This is a genomic window from Edwardsiella piscicida (genome assembly GCF_001896205.1).
In the GTDB taxonomy this organism is placed as follows: domain Bacteria; phylum Pseudomonadota; class Gammaproteobacteria; order Enterobacterales; family Enterobacteriaceae; genus Edwardsiella; species Edwardsiella piscicida.
In genome coordinates this window covers 75,455-95,346 of record NZ_MPNU01000001.1, presented here as the reverse complement: position 1 = coordinate 95,346, position 19,892 = coordinate 75,455, and the positions used below count along the sequence as shown (strand labels likewise).

Annotated in this window: 17 protein-coding genes; 7 read left to right on the top strand and 10 right to left on the bottom strand. The window is 58.2% G+C overall.

What is annotated here, in order from left to right:
- Both yidC and mnmE read left to right on the top strand, forming a co-directional pair.
- A complete protein-coding gene (yidC, locus tag BRD58_RS00435; protein ID WP_012850344.1) occupies positions 1-1,626 on the top strand; it encodes a membrane protein insertase YidC in 1,626 nt (541 codons plus the stop codon).
- A 107-nt stretch (positions 1,627-1,733) separates the two neighbouring features.
- Positions 1,734-3,098 carry a tRNA uridine-5-carboxymethylaminomethyl(34) synthesis GTPase MnmE gene (mnmE, locus tag BRD58_RS00430; protein ID WP_073383826.1) on the top strand — a complete coding sequence of 455 codons (1,365 nt, stop codon included), beginning with the start codon at positions 1,734-1,736 and terminating at the stop codon, positions 3,096-3,098.
- 34 nt (positions 3,099-3,132) lie between these two features.
- Here mnmE and smrA read toward each other — a convergent pair whose 3' ends face one another.
- Both smrA and BRD58_RS00420 read right to left on the bottom strand, forming a co-directional pair.
- A complete protein-coding gene (gene smrA / locus BRD58_RS00425; RefSeq protein WP_015462595.1) occupies positions 3,133-3,708 on the bottom strand; it encodes a DNA endonuclease SmrA in 576 nt (191 codons plus the stop codon).
- 20 nt (positions 3,709-3,728) lie between these two features.
- Positions 3,729-4,379 (bottom strand): TVP38/TMEM64 family protein, encoded by a 651-nt coding sequence (locus tag BRD58_RS00420; protein ID WP_012850341.1) that lies wholly within the window; start codon positions 4,377-4,379, stop codon positions 3,729-3,731.
- A gap of 270 nt (positions 4,380-4,649) precedes the next feature.
- Between BRD58_RS00420 and BRD58_RS00415 the strand changes: the two genes are divergently transcribed.
- Positions 4,650-5,387 carry a 4'-phosphopantetheinyl transferase family protein gene (locus tag BRD58_RS00415; RefSeq protein ID WP_012850340.1) on the top strand — a complete coding sequence of 246 codons (738 nt, stop codon included), beginning with the start codon at positions 4,650-4,652 and terminating at the stop codon, positions 5,385-5,387.
- Between the two features lie 63 nt (positions 5,388-5,450).
- Positions 5,451-6,485, top strand: coding sequence for a hypothetical protein (locus tag BRD58_RS00410; RefSeq protein ID WP_073381364.1), 1,035 nt, complete (start codon positions 5,451-5,453; stop codon positions 6,483-6,485).
- Positions 6,486-6,539: 54 nt separating this feature from the next.
- Here the strand turns inward: BRD58_RS00410 and BRD58_RS00405 are convergent, their stop codons facing one another.
- Positions 6,540-7,877 (bottom strand): NCS2 family permease, encoded by a 1,338-nt coding sequence (locus BRD58_RS00405; protein ID WP_012850338.1) that lies wholly within the window; start codon positions 7,875-7,877, stop codon positions 6,540-6,542.
- 210 nt (positions 7,878-8,087) lie between these two features.
- Here BRD58_RS00405 and adeD point away from each other — a divergent pair, with 210 nt between their 5' ends.
- Complete coding sequence (gene adeD, locus BRD58_RS00400) at positions 8,088-9,863, top strand: adenine deaminase (protein WP_073381361.1); 1,776 nt, start codon at positions 8,088-8,090, stop codon at positions 9,861-9,863.
- Between the two features lie 66 nt (positions 9,864-9,929).
- Positions 9,930-10,601, top strand: coding sequence for a 6-phosphogluconate phosphatase (gene yieH, locus BRD58_RS00395; RefSeq protein ID WP_012850336.1), 672 nt, complete (start codon positions 9,930-9,932; stop codon positions 10,599-10,601).
- Positions 10,602-10,658: 57 nt separating this feature from the next.
- On the opposite strand, the gene phoU is transcribed toward yieH, so the two are convergent.
- The 5 genes from phoU to pstS form a co-directional block, all read right to left on the bottom strand.
- The gene (gene phoU, locus BRD58_RS00390) at positions 10,659-11,390 is read right to left on the bottom strand and encodes a phosphate signaling complex protein PhoU (RefSeq protein ID WP_012850335.1); all 732 of its coding nucleotides are present in this window, start codon (positions 11,388-11,390) and stop codon (positions 10,659-10,661) included.
- A gap of 19 nt (positions 11,391-11,409) precedes the next feature.
- Positions 11,410-12,189: a phosphate ABC transporter ATP-binding protein PstB gene (gene pstB / locus BRD58_RS00385; protein ID WP_015462590.1), complete on the bottom strand. Its 780-nt coding sequence runs from the start codon at positions 12,187-12,189 to the stop codon at positions 11,410-11,412.
- 45 nt (positions 12,190-12,234) lie between these two features.
- Entirely contained in the window at positions 12,235-13,122 is an 888-nt protein-coding gene (pstA, locus tag BRD58_RS00380; protein ID WP_012850333.1) for a phosphate ABC transporter permease PstA, read from the bottom strand.
- A 1-nt stretch (position 13,123) separates the two neighbouring features.
- Positions 13,124-14,095, bottom strand: a complete 972-nt coding sequence (gene pstC, locus BRD58_RS00375; RefSeq protein ID WP_109579902.1) for a phosphate ABC transporter permease PstC — start codon at positions 14,093-14,095, stop codon at positions 13,124-13,126.
- A gap of 62 nt (positions 14,096-14,157) precedes the next feature.
- Positions 14,158-15,198 carry a phosphate ABC transporter substrate-binding protein PstS gene (gene pstS / locus BRD58_RS00370; protein ID WP_012850331.1) on the bottom strand — a complete coding sequence of 347 codons (1,041 nt, stop codon included), beginning with the start codon at positions 15,196-15,198 and terminating at the stop codon, positions 14,158-14,160.
- 364 nt (positions 15,199-15,562) lie between these two features.
- On the opposite strand from pstS, the gene BRD58_RS00365 reads away from it, so the two are divergent.
- The gene (locus tag BRD58_RS00365; RefSeq protein ID WP_015462588.1) at positions 15,563-16,399 is read left to right on the top strand and encodes a glycosyltransferase family A protein; all 837 of its coding nucleotides are present in this window, start codon (positions 15,563-15,565) and stop codon (positions 16,397-16,399) included.
- Between the two features lie 58 nt (positions 16,400-16,457).
- Here the strand turns inward: BRD58_RS00365 and glmS are convergent, their stop codons facing one another.
- A complete protein-coding gene (glmS, locus tag BRD58_RS00360; protein ID WP_069579575.1) occupies positions 16,458-18,287 on the bottom strand; it encodes a glutamine--fructose-6-phosphate transaminase (isomerizing) in 1,830 nt (609 codons plus the stop codon).
- Positions 18,288-18,495: 208 nt separating this feature from the next.
- Positions 18,496-19,866: a bifunctional UDP-N-acetylglucosamine diphosphorylase/glucosamine-1-phosphate N-acetyltransferase GlmU gene (gene glmU / locus BRD58_RS00355; RefSeq protein ID WP_015462587.1), complete on the bottom strand. Its 1,371-nt coding sequence runs from the start codon at positions 19,864-19,866 to the stop codon at positions 18,496-18,498.
- Between the last annotated feature and the right edge of the window lie 26 nt (positions 19,867-19,892).

The following is a 19,892-nucleotide window of genomic DNA, read 5'->3' as shown; positions in this document are numbered from 1 at the left end:
ATGGATTCGCAACGTAATCTATTCCTCGTCGCTCTGCTGTTCGTGTCCTTCTTAATCTGGCAGGCCTGGCAGACGGACAACAATCCGCAGCCGGTCGCTCAGACAGCAGGACAGAGCGTAAGTGACACCGCTAGCCAGGCAGTACCGGAAAGCGGCCAGGGTAAGCTTATTACGGTTAAGACCGACGTACTGGCTTTGACCATCAACACCCGCGGTGGCGACATCGAGCAGGCCGATCTGCTGGCCTACCCGGCTACGCTGGGCTCAAATACCCCGTTCCAGCTGCTGGAAACCACGCCGCAGTTTGTCTACCAGGCTCAGAGCGGCCTGACCGGCAAGAGCGGTCCGGATAACCCGGCTAACGGCGCCCGCCCGCTGTACAGCGCTAACCAAACCAGCTACGAAATGCTGCCGGGCCAAGATGAGCTGCGAATCCCGCTGACCTATACCGCTGCGAACGGCGTTATCTACACCAAAACCTTCGTTCTTAAGCGCAATGACTACGCTATCGCCGTTGACTATAAGGTGAAAAACGACAGCCACGACGCCCTGGATCTGACCCTGTTCGGTCAGCTCAAGCAGTCCGTCGATCTGCCGAAGCACCGCGATACCGGCAGCAACAACTTTGCGCTGCACACCTTCCGCGGCGCGGCTTACTCCTCCAGCGATGACAAGTATCAGAAGTACAGCTTCAGCGATATCGAAGACAAGAACCTGAACGTGCAGACGAAAGGCGGCTGGGTCGCCATGCTGCAGCAGTACTTCGCCACCGCCTGGATCCCGCACGATAGCGGCGTAAACACCTTCTACACCGCCAATCTGGGCAACGGCCAGGCGGCTATCGGTTATAAAGCGCCGTCCGTCAGCGTCGCGCCTAACACAGAGAAGGTGCTCAGCACCACGCTGTGGGTCGGCCCAGAGCTGCAAAGCGATATGGCTGCCGTCGCACCGCACCTCGATTTGACCGTGGACTATGGCTGGCTGTGGTTTATCTCTCAGCCGCTGTTTAAGCTGCTGCAGCTGATCCACAGCTTCGTCGGGAACTGGGGCTTCGCCATCATTATCATCACCTTTATCGTTCGTGGCATCATGTACCCGCTGACCAAGGCGCAGTACACCTCGATGGCCAAGATGCGTATGCTGCAGCCCAAGCTGCAGGCCATGCGCGAACGTATCGGCGATGACAAACAGCGCATGAGTCAGGAGATGATGGCGCTGTACAAGAGCGAGAAGGTTAACCCGCTGGGCGGCTGCTTCCCTCTGCTGATCCAGATGCCTATCTTCCTGGCCCTATACTACATGCTGATGGGCTCCGTCGAGCTGCGTCAGGCGCCGTTCGCCCTGTGGATCCATGACCTGGCCGCGCCGGACCCGTACTACATCCTGCCTATCCTGATGGGCGTAACCATGTTCTTCATCCAGAAGATGTCGCCGACAACCGTCACCGATCCGATGCAGCAGAAGATCATGACGTTTATGCCGGTTATCTTTACCGTCTTCTTCCTGTGGTTCCCGTCAGGTCTGGTGCTGTACTATATCGTCAGCAACCTGGTCACCATCATCCAGCAGCAGCTGATTTACCGCGGCCTGGAAAAACGCGGTCTGCACAGCAGGGATAAAAAATAACCCACGCTGATGCAGCGAGGTACCAGGGGGGCGGTCTGATGACCGCCCCTTTTTTCTTGCCGCCCGCCGCGCGGGCCAGCACTCAACGCCAAAAGAGAGAGAACATGATCAGCTCATCCGACACCATCGTCGCCCAGGCTACCGCGCCGGGACGCGGCGGCGTAGGGATCCTGCGCGTATCCGGCCCGCAGGCGCAGGCCGTAGCCCTGGCGCTATTGGGCAAGCTGCCCAAGCCACGCTATGCCTACTACCTGCCGTTCCGAGACCATGATGGAACCCTGCTGGATCAGGGCATTGCCCTCTATTTTCCCGGCCCCAACTCCTTTACCGGTGAGGATGTGCTAGAGCTACAGGGCCACGGCGGGCCGGTGATCCTCGATTTATTGTTAAAGCGTATTCTGCAGCTGCCGGGGCTACGCATCGCGCGTCCGGGGGAGTTCTCCGAACGCGCGTTTCTCAACGACAAAATGGATCTGGCGCAGGCCGAGGCGATTGCTGACCTTATCGACGCCAGCTCAGAGCAAGCGGCGCGCTCGGCGGTCAACTCGCTGCAGGGCGTCTTCTCGGCGCGCATCCATCAGCTGGTCGAGTCCCTGATCCACCTGCGCATCTACGTCGAGGCTGCCATCGACTTTCCCGATGAAGAGATAGACTTTCTCTCCGACGGAAAGGTGGAGGCTCAGCTGAATGCGGTGATGGATTCGCTGGCCGGCGTGCGCACGGAAGCACGCCAGGGCAGCCTGCTGCGTGAGGGGATGAAAGTGGTGATCGCCGGGCGTCCCAACGCCGGGAAATCCAGCCTGCTCAACGCGCTGGCCGGACGAGAGGCGGCTATCGTCACCGATATCGCCGGGACCACTCGCGACGTCCTGCGTGAGCATATTCATATCGATGGCATGCCGCTCCACATCATTGATACCGCCGGGCTGCGCGAGGCCAGCGACGAAGTCGAACGCATTGGGATCGCACGCGCATGGCAGGAAATTGAACAGGCCGACCGCGTCCTGTTTATGGTCGACGGCACCACCACCGACGCCACCGATCCCGCCGCCATCTGGCCCGATTTTATCGCGCGTCTGCCGGCAAGCCTGCCGATTACCGTAGTGCGGAATAAGGCGGACGTAACCGGTGAACCGCTGGGGATCAGCGACGGCGACGGCCATACGCTGGTCCGCCTGTCGGCCCGCACCGGCGCGGGCGTCGACGTGCTGCGCGATCACCTCAAGCGCAGCATGGGCTTTGACACCAGTCTAGAGGGGGGATTTCTGGCGCGCCGCCGTCACCTGCAGGCGCTGGATCAGGCCGCTCTGCATCTGCAGCAGGGAAAAGATCAGCTGCTCGGTGCCATGGCCGGCGAGCTGCTGGCCGAAGAGCTGCGTCTGGCGCAGCAGTCGCTCAGCGAGATCACCGGCGAGTTTACCTCTGACGATCTGCTGGGGCGCATCTTCACCAGCTTCTGTATCGGCAAGTGAGGCTACGCCAAAGCGAACGCCGGCCCGTCCGGCGTTATCCTCGCCGTTTTTGGTGACGCTCGCGGTTATCCGCCTTACGCCGCTCGCTCTTACGCAGTAAGACATAGAGCGCCCCGCTGCCGCCGTGGCGCCTATCGGCGCTGTGTATCGCCATGACGTCAGGGATCTGCGGCAGCCAGGCGCTGACATAGCTCTTCAGCAGCGCCTGGGGCTGGCTGCGCTCCCCTTTGCCGTGCAATACCAATGCCGTGCGAACGTCTCGCGCCATGCAGTCCGCCACGAACTGCAGCAGCGCAGTACGCGCCTCAACCAGCGTATAACGGTGCAGATCCAGCACCGCCTGCAGCGCATATTTACCCAGCCGCAGCTTCCGATAAACCCCGTCCTGGATCCCCTCTCGCTTAAATCCCAGCAGATCGCACGGGCGCAGCATCTCGACCGACGCCATCGAGAGAGAGTCCACTGACGCGTCCAAGGCCTGCTGCGCCGCCGCCCGCCGGGCCAACTGCGCCTCGCTGGGGGGAGCAGCAGGCGCCGTCGACACCCGGCGATCCGAGACCAGCGGTTTCACGCCGGCCATCTCTTGGCAAAACAGCTGATGGCTATCCATTCTTCTCTCCTCGCACAACCTCAGTCGCCCGATAGCGGATCCGAGCTATCGCGTACCGCACTCAGACAGTGGCGATATACCTGGCGCGCCGCCTGGGTAATGGCAAACAGCAGTAGACCGCACAGCAGTAGCTCTACGCTAACCTGCCAAGTCACCCCACGCTGCGCCAGCGTTGCCGCCATATAGCTGTAGAGAAATGTCCCCGGCAGCAGCGTTAACGCTGAAATCAAGGTGTATCGCCAAAAGCCGATGTCCGTCAACCCATAGGCATAGTTTTGAATATTGTAAGGAAACAGCGGCACCAGGCGGGTAAAAATCAAAAAGTCGACGCCATAGCGCGTCATCCCCAGCGAGATCCGCTGAAACAGCGGGCGCGATCCAAAGCGGGCCTGTAGCCAGTCACGCCCCAAATACCGCGCCAGCAGAAAGGCGCAGGCAGATGCCAGCGTCGCCGCCAGCAGCGAAAATAGCGTTCCCCACCATACCCCAAACAGCATCGCCGCCGCGATCACCAAAATACTGCCCGGAAACAGCATCAGCGAGGCGGCAATAAACAGGATCATATAGCCCAGCGCGCCATAGACAAATCCCATCTCCCCCAGCAGACGCTGCAGCGCCGCCAGATCGCCGCTCAGCGTGCGCAGCGGCGTGCAGCCGATCGCGACAGCCACCAGCGCCAGCAGCCCCCATCGCAGCCAAGGCTTACGCCTTCTTTTCCATTGTATATCTCCTCTTATCTCGCCTTCATCGCTAGCGCGGTGACCAAATCAGTGCGCTATGCCACACATTACATACATGATGATTATCAAATATCGTTAGAGGATAAATACTTCTAGGGGTTATACAACCGCCATGTGACAGGCATGCTGGACGAACACCGGTAAATACACCGATCTTTACCGCCTGACGCATCATGATGATCGGCAGTATAGGGAGTGACTATGGAAAGCCACTTTGTCTGGTGGAACACAGAGCATCGCCCACTGGACGTCCATCGACTCACCGAAGACGTCATCGCAACCTCACTCCACTACTCCCCCAAGCGGCGTGAGCGTTTTCTGCACGCCCGGGTTGCGCTGGCGGAGCTGATGGCCATTCTGTATGGCCACAGTAAACTGCCGCGGACGGCGATCGACTGCCGTGGGCGCCCTTTTTTTATCGATCCCAGCCTGCCCGACTTCAGCCTGGCCTATGGCGGCAACATCGTCGGGGTGATGCTGGGATGTACCGGTAAGGTAGGCCTGGATATTGAGGTTATCCGCGCTCGCCAGGGCGGGTTTGTCCCCCTGCAGCAACAGTACCTGAGCAATACGGAAAAAGTCTGGATCGCACGCCAAGAGGATAGACTGGAGGCGATCACCCAGCTGTGGGCCATCCGTCAATCGGTGCTGAAAATATCCGGCCTCGGCAATAGCGGACTCGATACCCTGCGGATCCAGCCCGGCGCGGGAAAGCTGCGCTCAAGCGCTACGCCGCAGGTAGAAACCCTGAGCGCGATACACAACGATATCGCCTGGGCCTGCAGCCGCTCGCCCTCGCTGCAGCGGCTGCACTACTGGTATATGCAGCCCAACGGGCGCTTGGCCAACGTCGATAGAGAGAAACGCCAGGCGCTGGAGCTATTACCAACGTTTCTACGCTTTACCAGCCATGTTCCGCTACAGACGGTATCCAGCTGACATACCGCGCACGGGGCGCGGGCAAACCACCGACATGTTTGATAAAAAGGATTTATTATTCATATGGGTGTCTATGGCCTTGCGCTACTAACGCTGCTGCTGATCCCGGGCGTCAACGCCAGCCGTCTCCCCGACGGCGAGCAGCCGCTGCCGCTGCCGGAGAGCCTGCGTCAGAGAGCTCTGCCGCACAGCGGCGATCTGCGCGGACAGCAGATCGATAACCACCTGATCGCCATCGGTATGTACCTGAGCGTCATGGACGACGATCCACGCAGCTGCTGGGCGCCCTATCAGATAGCCAGCGCGCTGGCGGCGCAGGGCAACCCCGAGATGGCCGAACGCTACCTGCAGATAAGCGTGCGGCGGGGCTACTGGTACTACTATCACCTGCTGGAAAATCCGGCGTTTATTCCGCTACATTCACGGCTGGCCTTCAGACAAATGCTGGCGGAAACCCAGCGACGCTACCTCGCCTTTGCCCGTGAACAGGAGGCACGCCCGTTTTTTGCCATTCCGAGCGGTGCATCCCCCAAAGAGGGCTGGCCAGTCATTATCTATCTGCACGCCTTTGCGCAGTCGGCCAAGCTCGACGCTGAAAAGCGGGCTTTCTACCGCCAGCTTGGCGTAGCCTACGTTGAGATCAATGGAACTCAGCAGCTGTCGGAGTCCGCTTTTCGCTGGTCCACCGTTAATGCTCAGAGTACCCAACGCGCCGTGCAGCGTGCCCTGAATGATTTACAGACGCAGACCACCGTCAACCCGCGCCGCATTTACCTGGTAGGCAGCGGCCAGGGCGCCCTGCACGCCGCGCGCCTGCTGCAGGACTCACCGTCACAGTACGCCGGCGCGCTGCTGATCGCGCCCCAGGGGAAGATAGCCGCCGCGGATACCCCGCTGAATAACCGACGCATCTACCTGGTCGACTTTGCACACAACGCCGCGGCGCAGCGGCAGGTTGCCGGGCTCGATCGTCTGTTCAGCCCGACCAATCAGGTCCAGCGCACCCGCTTTGACAGCGACGTTGACAGCCAGCCACGGTGGCAACAACGCTATCGCCAGCCGCTGCGCTGGCTTATGGACGATCGCCGTACGCCATAAACAAACAGGGAGGGCTAATGCCCTCCCTGTCGCTGCTGCGCTTCATCGCGTGGATCAGTGCGCATCAACCAACGCTATCTTCAGCACAAACAGCAGCGCCACCACCACCACGCAGGGGCTAATCTCACGCCAGCGTCCCGTGCCCGCCTTCATCACGCAGTAGGCGATAAAGCCGAGCGCGATCCCCTCGGTGATCGAGAAGCTGAACGGCATCATCACCGCGGTAATAAACGCCGGCACCGCCTCGGTCAGATCGTCCCACTTAACCCGCGCCAGGCTGGAGGTCATCAGCACGCCGACATAGATCAGCGCCCCGGCGGCGGCATACCCCGGCACCATCGCCGCCAGCGGAGAGAGGAAGATCACCAGCATGAACAGCAGCCCCACCACCACGGCGGTCAGCCCGGTGCGCCCGCCGACGGAGACCCCAGAGGAGCTTTCAATGTAGGCGGTCACAGAGGAAGTGCCGATGAAAGAACCGGCAACGGAGCTAATACTGTCGACATACAGCGCCTGCTGCATGCGCGGAAACTTACCGTTGACGTCCGTCAGGCCCGCTTTATCCGTAACGCCAATCAGCGTGCCCGAGGAGTCGAACAGGTTCACCAGCATAAAGGAGAAGATAACGCCGGACAGACCGATATTCAGCGCTCCGCTCAAATCGACCTGGCCGACCACGCTGGTCACGCTGGGCGGCATAGAGAAAATGCCGCTGTACTGCACGTCACCCAGCAGCAGACCGATAGCCGTTGTCACCACAATCGATACCAGCACCGCGGCGTGAATGTTACGCGACGCCAGAACAGCGATGATGAAAAAGCCCAGCGCCCCCAGCAGAACATGGTGCGACGTCAGCTCCCCCACCGTCACCAGCGTATCCTGGTTCGGCACGATGATACCGGCGTTTTTGAGCCCCATCATCGCAATAAACAGACCGATACCGCTGGTGATCCCCACCCGCAGGCTCAGCGGAATATTGGCGATCATCCAATAGCGGATACGGAATATCGTCAGCAGCAGCAGACCGACGGCGCCCCAGAAAATGGCGCCCATCCCGATCTGCCAGGAGAGTCCCATCGCCCCGACGACCACGAAAGCAAAGAAGGCGTTCAGCCCCATCGCCGGCGCCAACGCGACCGGAAGGTTGGCTAACAACCCCATAAGAATACTGCCGAAGGCGGCAATCAGACAGGTCGTCACAAACACGGCCTGGGTATCCATGCCTGCGGCGCTGAGGATCTGCGGGTTAACGAAGACGATGTACACCATGGTGAGGAACGTGGTGAAACCGGCAATCACTTCGGTCCTGACGGTGGTACCATGCGCCTGCAGTTTAAAGACGCGCTCGAATACGCCCCGGGATTGGGCGGTATTGGACGTGGATTGGCTCATACATGAAATCCGTATAGTGTCTTGGATGGCTATCCTATACTAAAAATGCCAAATGTTGATGTCTGTCACATCCTTTTTTTGCTGTTTTTTTGCCACCGATCAGCCAATGTGATGTAACGCAAACGCTTATATACATAAAATCGCTACAATAGACAGATAAAATCGCTTTAATATCAAAATGATAAAGCCAATAGCCGTAAGGTGACCCACATGGAAAATATTCATCACAAACATACGCAATCGCTTTCCCGCGCTGCGATGCTGCGTCTTCTGGCCGTTTCACGCGGCGATCAGCCTGCCGATCTCATCATCGACAATGTTTTCCTGCTGGATCTCATCAACGGCGGAACCCTGCCGGGCCCCATCCTCATCAGCGGCGACAGCATTGCCGGCGTCGGGCCGGCCTACGCCTGTGCCGCGGCCCTGGAGCGCATTGACGCCGGCGGCGCCGTCGCCGTTCCCGGCTTTATCGACGCCCATCTGCACATCGAGTCCAGCATGATGACGCCGATCACCTTCGAAAGCGTCACCCTGCCTCTCGGCGTCACCACGATCGTGTGTGACCCTCATGAGATCGTGAACGTTATGGGAGAGGAGGGGCTGGCATGGTTCCTGCGCTGCGCCGAGGGCGCGCAGCAAAACCAGTTCATACAGATCAGCTCCTGTGTGCCGGCGCTGGCCGGAACCGATATCAACGGCGCAGAGTTTCCCCTGACAGCTATGTTGCCCTACCGCGAGCATCCCCACGTGCTGGGGCTGGCAGAGATGATGAACTTTCCCGGCGTCATTGCCGGCGATGAGCAAATTCTCGATAAGCTGGATGCGTTCCGCCACCTGACGCTGGACGGCCATAGCCCCATGCTGAGCGGCAAAGCGCTGAATGCCTATCTGGCCGCCGGAGTGGAAAACTGCCATGAAACGCTGGCGCTGGAAGAGGGACGGGAAAAGCTGGCGCTGGGCATGGCGCTGATGATCCGCGAAGGCTCCGCGGCGCGCAACCTGGATACGCTGGCGCCTCTAATCAGCGAGTTCAACAGCCCGCAGTGCATGCTGTGCACCGATGACCGTAATCCATGGGAGATCGCGCACGAAGGGCACATCGATGCGCTGATCCGTCGCCTGATCCAACGGCATCACATCGCGCCACACGTCGCGTACCGCGTCGCCAGCTGGTCGGCGGCGCGCCACTTTGGCCTCAAGCGCCTGGGGCTGATCGCGCCGGGGAAAAAGGCGGATATCGTCCTGCTGGATGACGTTGATCAGGTAGCCATTCGCCAGGTATTTGCCGGCGGTAAAGCCATCGATGCGCAGCAGCTGCTGCACAGCGCGCCGACGCGCCAGCAGGTCAGCTGCCCACCGCAGCACAATACCCTACGGCGAGCCCCACTCCGCGCCGAGGATCTGACGCTGCCGCTGACGCAGGGCGCCGACTATCGCGCAATTCAGCTGATCCCCAACGAGCTCATCACCCCGGCCAGAACGGTACGCTGGCTGGGCGATCGCTTTGATACGCCGGACGTATGCCGCATTGCGGTGATGGAGCGCTATGGTCAGCAAAGAGCGCCGGCGCTAGGCCTGCTGCACAACAGCGGCCTGAGCAAGGGGGCGCTGGCGGCCACCGTCAGCCACGACAGCCACAATATTGTGGCCATCGGCCACCGTCCGGAAGAGATGGCGTTAGCGGTCAATCAGCTGATCGGCGACGGCGGTGGGCTGTGTGTCGTCGCCGACGGGCAGGTCGTAGCCCATCTCCCCCTGCCCATCGCCGGTCTGATGAGCTCGCGATCGGCGGCGGAGATTGCCGATGTCATCGATGCGCTGAAACAGGCCTGCCGCGACTGCGGTATGACCCTGAATGAACCGTTTATTCAGATGGCGTTTCTCTCGCTACCGGTGATCCCGTCGCTCAAGCTGACCAGCCTCGGGCTTTATGATGTAGACCACTTCCGCTTTACCGAGGTTCGCATCGCGGAGGAGAGCGTTTAAACTAGGACGAAAATAACGTTGATACGGCGCGGGCCTCTCCGCGCCGACCGGCCAAAAAGGACGCCCATGAGCAGTATCCGCTGTATTCTCTTCGACTGTGATGGAACGCTGGTAGACAGCGAAATTATCTGCAGTAAAGCCTATGTCAGTATGTTCTCCCGCTATGGGATCACGCTATCGCTGGAAGACATCTATCGCGAATTCAAAGGAGTGCGGCTGTACGAAATCATCGACGTGATACAGCGGCGTCATCCGTTTACGGCCGATCGCGCCGAGATGGAGTCCCACTACCGCGCCGAGGTGGCACGCCTGTTCGACAGCGAGCTCCAGCCGATCCCCCACGCCCGCGAGCTGTTAAGCCAAGTCTGCGTCCCCATGTGCACCGCCTCCAATGGGCCGGTCAGTAAGATGCAAAGCTCCCTTGGCGCCACCGGAATGCTGCCCTTCTTCGGCGATCGCCTGTACAGCGGCTACGATATTCAGCGCTGGAAACCCCAGCCGGATTTATTGCTCCACGCGGCCCACGATATGGGGGTCGATATCGGTGAGTGCATCCTGGTGGACGACTCGCCGGCCGGGGCACAGTCCGGTATTGCGGCCGGTATCCCGGTATTTTACTTTTGCGCCGACCCCCACAATCCGGCGATCGACCATCCGCTGGTCACCGCCTTTGACGATCTGCGCCAGCTCCCGCAGCTGTGGCGCCAGCGCGGCTGGCAGCTGACCCGCGACGCATAAAACAAGGCCGCCCTGATAGGCGGCCCGATACGGTTTAACGTGCGGCGGCGTAGGACGTTATGCCTCGTCCACCCGGCGATGATCTGTCAGCAGCTGTTCCAGATCGTCCCCGCCGATATGGCGGAAATCCTGCCCTTTGACGTAGTAGAAAATAAACTCACAGATATTCTGGCAGCGATCGCCGATGCGCTCGATAGAGCGGGCGCAGAACAGCGCCGTCAATACGCTGGGAATGGTACGCGAGTCCTCCATCATGTAGGTCATCAGCTGACGCACAATGCCTTCATACTCCTGATCGACCTTCTTATCTTCACGATAAATCCGGATGGCTTCATTCAGATCCATGCGCGCAAAGGCATCCAGCACATCGTGCAGCATCTGCACGGTATGCTGTCCCAAGGACTCCAGGCTAACCAGCAGCGGCTGATGCTGCTGGGAGAACTTCTCCAGCGCGGTGCGGCAGATTTTATCCGCGACGTCACCAATGCGCTCCAGCTCGGAGATCGTTTTGATAATCGCCATCACCAGGCGCAGATCGCTGGCGGTAGGCTGACGCTTGGCAATAATTTTAACGCAGGCCTCATCGATGGCGATCTCCATCATGTTGACCTTGGCATCCCCCTCGACCACCCGGCGCGCCAGATCGGCATCCTGGTTATGCATGGCGGTGATCGCATCCGTCAGCTGCTGCTCTACCAGCCCGCCCATGCTCATTACCTGGGTGCGGATATATTCAAGCTCGGCATTAAACTGACCGGAGGTGTGCTTGTTTAAATTCAGATTATCCATGTTCCCTTCCTAAAAACCATCAGCCATAGCGACCGGTAATATAGTCTTCCGTCTGCCGCTGCGCAGGGGCGGTAAACAGCTTATCTGTATCACTAAATTCAATTAGTTCACCAAGATACATAAATGCAGTGTAATCAGAACAGCGCGCCGCCTGCTGCATGTTGTGGGTCACGATCACCACGGTGTAGTCCTGCTTCAGCTCGGTGATCAGCTCCTCGATACGGCTGGTCGAAATAGGGTCCAGCGCAGAGCAGGGCTCATCCAGCAGTAAGACCTCCGGACGGATAGCAATGCCGCGGGCGATACACAGACGCTGCTGCTGGCCGCCAGACAGGCTATAGCCGCTTTGGTGCAGCTTATCTTTCGTCTCACTCCACAGCGCCGCCTTGGTCAGCGCCCACTGCACCCGCTCATCCATATCGGCCCGCGACAGCTTTTCAAACAGGCGTACGCCGAAGGCGATATTGTCGTAGATGGACATGGGAAACGGCGTCGGCTTCTGAAACACCATCCCCACCTTGGCGCGCAGCAGCGCGACATCCTGGCTGTCGGTCAGGATATTCTGACCATCCAGTAAAATCTCCCCCTCTGCGCGCTGCTCCGGGTAAAGCTGGAACATCTTGTTAAAGGTACGCAGCAGCGTCGACTTACCGCACCCGGAGGGACCGATGAAGGCCGTCACTTTGTTTTTCTCAATATCCAGCGAGATATTCTTCAGCGCGTGGAATTTTCCGTAATAGAAGTTCAGATCGCGCACCTGAATTTTACTGTTGGTCGGGTCTGTCACTACATTACTCATCGTTTTTCTCTCTGTTAGCAGCGCCGCTGCGGCAGCGCCCCAAAATTAGTGTTTTTTCTTGGCAAAAATCACGCGGGCGACGATATTCAGCAGCAGAACGCACAGCGTGATCAGCAGGACGCCGGCCCAGGCCAACTGTTGCCACTCCGCAAACGGGCTCATGGCAAACTTGAAGATGGTGACCGGCAGGTTGGCCAGCGGCTGCATCATGTCGGTGCTCCAGAACTGGTTGGAGAGCGACGTAAACAGCAGGGGCGCCGTCTCGCCGGCGATACGGGCGATGGCCAGCAGTACCCCGGTAATAATCCCCGACACGGACGCTTTCAGGGTAATCGCTGAAATCATCTTCCACTTGGGCGTCCCCAGCGCATAGGCCGCCTCACGCAGGCTGTCCGGCACCAGCTTCAACATATTCTCCGTGGTGCGGATAACGATCGGCACCTGCAGCAGCGCCAGCGCGATCACCCCGGCCCAGCCGGAAAAGTGCTGCATCTTGGTCACCACAATGGTGTATACGAACAGCCCGACCACGATAGAGGGCGCAGATAACAGAATATCGTTAATAAAACGGGTCACGTTGGCAAACCAGCCGTTGCGGCCGTATTCCGCCAGATAAATGCCCGCCATGATCCCCAGCGGCGTACCGATCACCGTCGCCCACAGGATCAGCAGCCCCGAGCCAACGATGGCGTTTGCCAAACCGCCGCCTTCGGTATTCGGCGGCGGCGTCATTTCGGTAAACAGCGCCAGCGACATGCCGTCCAGGCCACGAGTAAAGGTGGATAGCAGGATCCACACCAGCCAAAACAGGCCAAAGGCCATCGTGCCCATCGACAGGCACAGCGCAATACGATTTTTCTGGCGGCGCCAGGCCTGCATGCGGCGACGGGATTCCGCCAGCTTCTGCGGATTTTGTACGTCCATCGTTGCCATATTAACGTCCCTCGTTCTTCGCCAGACGCAGAATCATCAGCTTGGACAGCGCCAGCACGATGAAGGTGATCACAAACAGAATCAGTCCAAGCTCCATCAGCGCCGCGGTATGCAGTCCAGACTCCGCCTCAGCAAACTCATTGGCCAGCGCCGAGGTAATACTGTTGCCCGGCATATACAGTGAAAAGCTGTCGAGCTGGTAGGTATTACCGATAACAAAGGTGACCGCCATGGTCTCCCCCAGCGCGCGTCCCAGCCCCAGCATGACGCCCCCGATCACCCCATTTTTAGTGAACGGCAGGACGATACGCCAGATAACCTCCCAGGTGGTACAGCCGATGCCATAGGCGGACTCTTTCATCATGACCGGCGTCTGCTCAAACACATCGCGCATCACCGCCGCAATATAGGGGATGATCATGATCGCCAGGATCACCCCCGCCGCCAAGATGCCGATACCGAACGCCGGACCGGAAAACAGGGTACCTACGATGGGAATACCGGAGAGCACGTTGCCCACCGGGATCTGAAAATACTCAGCAAACAGCGGGGCAAAGATAAAGAGTCCCCACATGCCGTAAACGATGCTGGGGATCGCCGCCAACAGCTCAATCGCCACCCCTAGCGGGCGACGTAGCCATCCCGGCGCCAGCTCCGTCAGAAACAGGGCAATACCGAAGCTGACCGGAACGGCGATGATCAGCGCGATAAGGGAGGTAACCAGCGTGCCGTAGATAGGCACCAGCGCGCCAAACTGCTCCGCAGGCGCATCCCACTCTTTGCTCCACAGGAATGCAAAGCCAAACTTCTCCATGCTGGGCAGCGCGGCGACGATCAGCGAAACGATGATCCCCCCCAGCAGCAATAGCGTAATCAGGGCCGCCAGTTTGACCAGCATCCCAAAAATGACGTCACCAAGCTTACTCGGCGCTTTTATCATCGGCTGTTTATTAGACAAAGGCGAATCAGCCATGCGTATCTCTTCTTAAACGGTCACGGTACGGCACGCACCGCGCGGTGCGTGCCAAAAAGCGATCAGTACAGCGCGTTGCCGCCGCTGTCCTTAACGCTGCTTTTCCAGGCGGTACGAATATGCTCCACCACCGACGCCGGCAGGGTCGCATAGTCCAGATCGTTAGCCTGCTTAGCCCCTTTACTGTAGGCCCAATCGAAGAACTTCAGCACCTCTGCCGTTTGCTTAGGCTTGCTGGATTCTTTATGAACCAGAATGAAGGTGGTCGAGGTGATCGGCCATACGTTATCGCCGGGCTGATTCGTCAGATCCTGAGCGAAAGATGCGCTCCAGTCGGCGCCTTTTGCCGCATTGCTGAAGCTGACCTCCGTCGGACTGACCGCCTGCCCCTCGGAGGAGATCAGCTTGGTGTAGGCCAGCTTATTCTGCTTGGCATAGGCATACTCGACGTAGCCGATGGCGCCCGGCAGACGCTGTACAAAGGCGGCAACGCCATCGTTACCTTTTCCACCCAGGCCCGTCGGCCAGTTAACGGTGGAGCCGGCGCCGACGTCACTCTTCCACTGTGCGTTGACTTTGTTCAGATAGCTGGTAAAGACAAACGAGGTGCCAGAACCATCGGCGCGGCGCACCACGGCAATCGCCTGATCCGGCAGTTTAACCCCCGGGTTCAGCTTAGCGATTGCCGCGTCGTTCCACTTCTTAATTTTACCCAGGTAGATATCACCCAGCGTTTCACCGTCCAACGTCAGCTCGCCCGACGTAATGCCCGGCAGGTTAACGGCCATCACCACGCCGCCGATAACCGTCGGAAACTGAAATAGGCCGTCCGCCGCCAGCTTTTCTTCGCTCAGGGGCGCATCGGAGGCGCCGAAGTCAACGGTGTTAGCAATGATCTGCTTCACACCGCCGGAGGAGCCAATGCCTTGATAGTTTACTTTATTACCGGTCTCTTTCTGATAGGAGTCTGCCCACTTGGCGTAAACCGGCGCAGGGAAGGTGGCACCGGCACCTGTCAGGCTCTCCGCCGCAAAGGCAGGCATGGCGCTCAGGGAGACGGTCGCGGCGACAATCCCGGCGACAGCGGTACGCATCAGTTTCATATTCCCTCCTGGGAAGTGTTATTCATCTAACGTATGAACGATCGGATCAAGTATGGTGCAGGTAGCAAAATAAGGCAGTTTGATGACAGTAAAATGTATGGGTTATGACAGTTTTATTACAGTCAGCGGGGGGCCAGGGCGCACGCCGCGCGACAGACTGCGGGGTCCGCCGTCGGCGCGGCGGTCGTCTACGCTACGGCCAGTAGAAAACGTGATACCCTCAGACAAATCGCGGCTGACTATATATTAAATTTTGCGAGATACAACAAACACATATTACTATCGTTGATGATATTAACCACTATCCATGTGATAATGGACCAAACCGCTCATCTCATGGCTATGCTCACAGGATAACCGCTAAATGATTCACCAAGACAATGACAAACAACATATTAAACTGTCTTATGTGACACACTTTTATTGCAATCAGAAAAGTATTGAATCTGTCTTTTCACTGCTACGAAAGTATGAAAGTTTACCGTTGTCTATCCGTAGCGCCGTGGAGTTTATTATTGTCGATGATGGCTCACCGATAACCTACGACGTAGGTAGCATTGACTTAAATATTACTTGGTTAAAGATAACCGAGGATATTAAATGGAATCAGGCCGGCGCGCGTAATCTGGGTGTTACCTATGCAAAATCCGATAAAATCTTGCTGACCGATTTGGATCATGAACTGCCTAGCGAAACCTTTGCGTACCTGATCAACGCGAAAAATCCTGGACGTAACTTCTATAAGATATACAGGAGAAGCCCTGAGCGGGGACTGTACAAAGGCCATTCCAATCTATTTTTTATGTCACGCGCGCGTTTCTTTCGCCACTTTGGCTATGACGAAGAGTTTGCCGGTAACTACGGTGCAGAAGATTACCGTTTTGTTAAATATCATAAATATCATGGTTCTCGACAAAAATATCTGCCAAAGAAAATTATTTGCTATGAAAGAGTGCTCGATCGTGAAAAAAGCTATCATAGCCTGACACGCGATTTATCAGCCAATACGCCAGTTGACTTACAAAAGCGAAAAGAGTGCGAAACTTATGGCGATGAATATGGCCACAGCCGCATTTTTCTTAATTTTGAATGGAAAGTTATCTACCGCCACAGCGTATTTCCGACGACGCTGCCAACGGAAAAACGCTGGTGGAAACCGCTATGGTGGTTACGCTATTTATCGTCTACCCTTTCCCGCTAATAGCGCTATCTGTAAAAAGGGGATGCCTAAGCATCCCCTGATAACTCACGATCGCGCTTTATTCTACGGTAACCGATTTAGCCAGGTTACGCGGCTGATCGACGTCGGTCCCCTTGATCAGGGCGACATGATAGGAGAGCAGCTGCAGCGGCACCGTATAGAAAATCGGTGCAATCACCTCTTCCACATGCGGCAGAGCGATAATGCGCATCCCTTCACTTTCGCTAAACCCGGCGCTCTGGGCGGCAAAAACGTACAGCAGACCGCCGCGAGCACGCACCTCTTCAATATTGGACTTTAGCTTCTCCAGCAGCTCGTTATTCGGCGCCACCACCACCACCGGCATATCGGAGTCGATCAGCGCCAGCGGACCATGCTTCAGCTCACCGGCGGCATAGGCCTCGGCATGAATATAGGAGATCTCCTTCAGCTTCAGCGCCCCTTCCATCGCGATCGGATACTGATCGCCTCGCCCTAAGAACAGCGCGTGGTGCTTATCCAGGAAATCTTCGGCCAGCGCTTCAATGCTACGATCCAGCGAAAGCATCTGATCAATACGGTTCGGCAACGCCTGCAGGGCATGGACAATCTCCTGCTCCGCCTCCGCAGACATACCGTGTAGACGACCAATACGCGCCACCAGCATCAGCAATACCGTCAGCTGTGTAGTAAAGGCCTTGGTTGACGCTACGCCGATTTCCGTGCCGGCGCGGGTCATCAGCGACAAATCGGATTCGCGCACCAGCGAGGAGCTGGCTACGTTACAAATCGCCAACGATCCCAAGTAGCCAATCTCTTTGGACAGGCGCAGCGCCGCCAGCGTATCGGCCGTTTCACCTGATTGAGATAGCGTTATTATCAAGCTGTTTTTACGCACGGCCGATTTACGGTAGCGGAATTCAGAAGCGATCTCGACATCACAGGGAACGCCAGCCAACGCTTCAAACCAGTAACGGGCCACCATACCGGAGTGGTATGACGTTCCACAGGCGATAATTTGGATATGCTCAACCTGCGACAGCAGGCGCTCACCGGCCTCTCCCAGCTCCTGCAGATCGATTTGACCGTGGCTAAAGCGCCCTTCAAGGGTGTTTTTGATCGCCTGCGGCTGTTCGTAAATCTCTTTCTGCATGTAGTGGCGATAAGCACCCTTATCCCCGGCGTCATACTGCACATTGGATTCAACTTCGGCACGCGCCACCGGCGCGCCGGCGGCGTCAAAGATGGTCACGCTATGGCGAGTCACCTCGGCGATATCCCCCTCTTCCAGGAAGATAAAGCGACGGGTAACCGGCAGCAGCGCCAGCTGATCGGAGGCCAGAAAGTTCTCCCCCATCCCTCGGCCAATCACCAGCGGGCTACCCGAACGGGCGCAGACCAGCGCCTCCGGGTGCTGACTGTCCATCACCACCGTACCGTACGCGCCGCGCAGCTGTGGGATGACCCGCTTAACGACCTCCAGCAGAGAGCCTCCCTGGCGCTGTTCCCAGTTAACCAGGTGCGCAATCACCTCCGTGTCCGTCTCGGAGGTAAAGCGGTAGCCGCGCGCGATCAGCTGCACACGCAGCGTCTCGTGGTTTTCGATAATACCGTTGTGCACCACGCTGATATGGCCGGAGACATGGGGATGCGCATTCTGCTCGTTCGGCTCGCCATGGGTTGCCCAACGGGTGTGGGCAATACCGGTGCCGCCGACCATCGGCGATTGAGCAACTGCGTCGCTTAATGCTTTGACCTTGCCTACACGACGTAGACGCTGCATATGCCCCTGAGCGTCAACGACCGCCAGACCCGCAGAGTCATAGCCACGGTATTCCAGACGACGTAACCCTTCCAGCAGGATCTCTGCCACATCTCGCTGCGCTACCGCGCCAACAATTCCACACATAAGGTTTTATTCCTATAGCCAAACCGCCGCAGCGGTTTGTCGATGCCCGTATCGATCTGATTGATAAACGGCGCTGTGCGCCGCTGCCCCGAGCCTTGTAGAGAGTGGGGCGGATCCCTTTCGCGGGATCGTTATTATGTTTTTCCCTGTGTCCCGCGTCGGGGCACAGGGAAAAACCGCTGCGGCCGTTAGGCCGCAGCGTTCGCGATTATTTTTTCTTCACCGGCCGTTTCCAGCCGCTGAGCTGCACCTGTTTCACCCGGCTGAGCACCAGCTCTCCGTCTCCCACATTTTTGGTGACCGTCGTACCGGCGGCGATCGTCGCGCCGCGACCAACGGTTACCGGCGCCACCAGCTGACTGTCTGAACCGACGAAGACATCATCACCGATCACCGTCTGGTGTTTATTGGCGCCATCATAGTTGCAGGTAATGGTCCCTGCGCCGATATTTACCCCTGCGCCGATCTCCGCATCACCCAGGTAACTCAGATGACCCGCCTTAGAACCGCGCCCCAAGTGTGCCTTCTTCATTTCGACAAAGTTACCCACGTGCGCCTCCGCATCAAGGCAGGCGCCGGGGCGCAGACGAGCAAAGGGCCCCACGGTACAGGCCTGCGCTAACCGGGCACCCTCAATCACCGTATAGGGACTAATCACGCTATCATCGGCGATCTGGCAATCCTTCAGCACACAGCCGCTGCCGATATGCACTCGGTCTCCCAGCGTCACCTCGCCTTCGATAATCACGTTGGTATCGATCACCACATCGCGCCCGTGCACCAGCTCACCGCGCAGATCGAAGCGTGCCGGATCGGTTAGCATTACGCCGGCCAGCAGCAAACGCTGCGCCTGCTGCTGCTGATAGGCCCGCTCCAAGGCGGAAAGCTGCAGACGGTTGTTAACCCCCTCCACCTCGCTCAGGCGTTCAGGATGTACCGCCGCAATCTGCCGCCCTTCCTGATAAGCCATGGCGATAATATCGGTAATATAAAACTCGCCCTGAGCATTGTTGTTATCCAGGCGGGCAAGCCAGCGCTTCAGATCCGCGCCGTTGGCTACCAGAATACCGGTATTGATCTCATTGATACGACGCTGCGCTTCGCTGGCGTCCTTATGTTCGACGATCCCCACCACGCTATCGTTATGACGCACAATGCGACCATAGCCGCTCGGGTCGTCCAGCTTTACCGTCAGTAGACCGATTCCCCCCAGGGGCTTCGCCGCGATCAGGCGCTGCAGCGTCGCGGCCGAAATCAGCGGCACATCGCCGTACAGCATCAGGATATCTTCATCGTCGGAAAAATCAGGTGCCGCCTGCTGCATGGCATGACCGGTGCCCAACTGCTGAGCCTGCAGCACCCAGTTCAGCGGCTGGCCAGACAGATGCGACTTCAGCAGATCGCCGCCGTGGCCGTATACCAGATGTACCTGACGGGCGCCCAGCGTCAGCGCGCTGTCAATAACGTGCTGCACCATCGGCTTACCTGCCAACGGATGCAGCACCTTAGGAAGATCGGAATACATGCGGGTTCCTTTACCGGCGGCAAGGATGACCACGCTTAATGGAGATGTCGACATAAGCAATCTGATCCATTCAAATTGAT

Coding starts and splice junctions, on each gene's coding strand:
- adeD (WP_073381361.1), top strand. CDS start 8,088: ATGGAAAATATTCATCACAAACATACGCAATCGCTTTCCCGCGCTGCG.
- pstC (WP_109579902.1), bottom strand. CDS start 14,095: ATGGCTGATTCGCCTTTGTCTAATAAACAGCCGATGATAAAAGCGCCG.
- yidC (WP_012850344.1), top strand. CDS start 1: ATGGATTCGCAACGTAATCTATTCCTCGTCGCTCTGCTGTTCGTGTCC.
- yieH (WP_012850336.1), top strand. CDS start 9,930: ATGAGCAGTATCCGCTGTATTCTCTTCGACTGTGATGGAACGCTGGTA.
- pstS (WP_012850331.1), bottom strand. CDS start 15,198: ATGAAACTGATGCGTACCGCTGTCGCCGGGATTGTCGCCGCGACCGTC.
- glmU (WP_015462587.1), bottom strand. CDS start 19,866: ATGTCGACATCTCCATTAAGCGTGGTCATCCTTGCCGCCGGTAAAGGA.
- BRD58_RS00405 (WP_012850338.1), bottom strand. CDS start 7,877: ATGAGCCAATCCACGTCCAATACCGCCCAATCCCGGGGCGTATTCGAG.
- BRD58_RS00365 (WP_015462588.1), top strand. CDS start 15,563: ATGATTCACCAAGACAATGACAAACAACATATTAAACTGTCTTATGTG.
- glmS (WP_069579575.1), bottom strand. CDS start 18,287: ATGTGTGGAATTGTTGGCGCGGTAGCGCAGCGAGATGTGGCAGAGATC.
- smrA (WP_015462595.1), bottom strand. CDS start 3,708: ATGGATAGCCATCAGCTGTTTTGCCAAGAGATGGCCGGCGTGAAACCG.
- phoU (WP_012850335.1), bottom strand. CDS start 11,390: ATGGATAATCTGAATTTAAACAAGCACACCTCCGGTCAGTTTAATGCC.
- pstB (WP_015462590.1), bottom strand. CDS start 12,189: ATGAGTAATGTAGTGACAGACCCGACCAACAGTAAAATTCAGGTGCGC.
- BRD58_RS00415 (WP_012850340.1), top strand. CDS start 4,650: ATGGAAAGCCACTTTGTCTGGTGGAACACAGAGCATCGCCCACTGGAC.
- BRD58_RS00410 (WP_073381364.1), top strand. CDS start 5,451: ATGGGTGTCTATGGCCTTGCGCTACTAACGCTGCTGCTGATCCCGGGC.
- pstA (WP_012850333.1), bottom strand. CDS start 13,122: ATGGCAACGATGGACGTACAAAATCCGCAGAAGCTGGCGGAATCCCGT.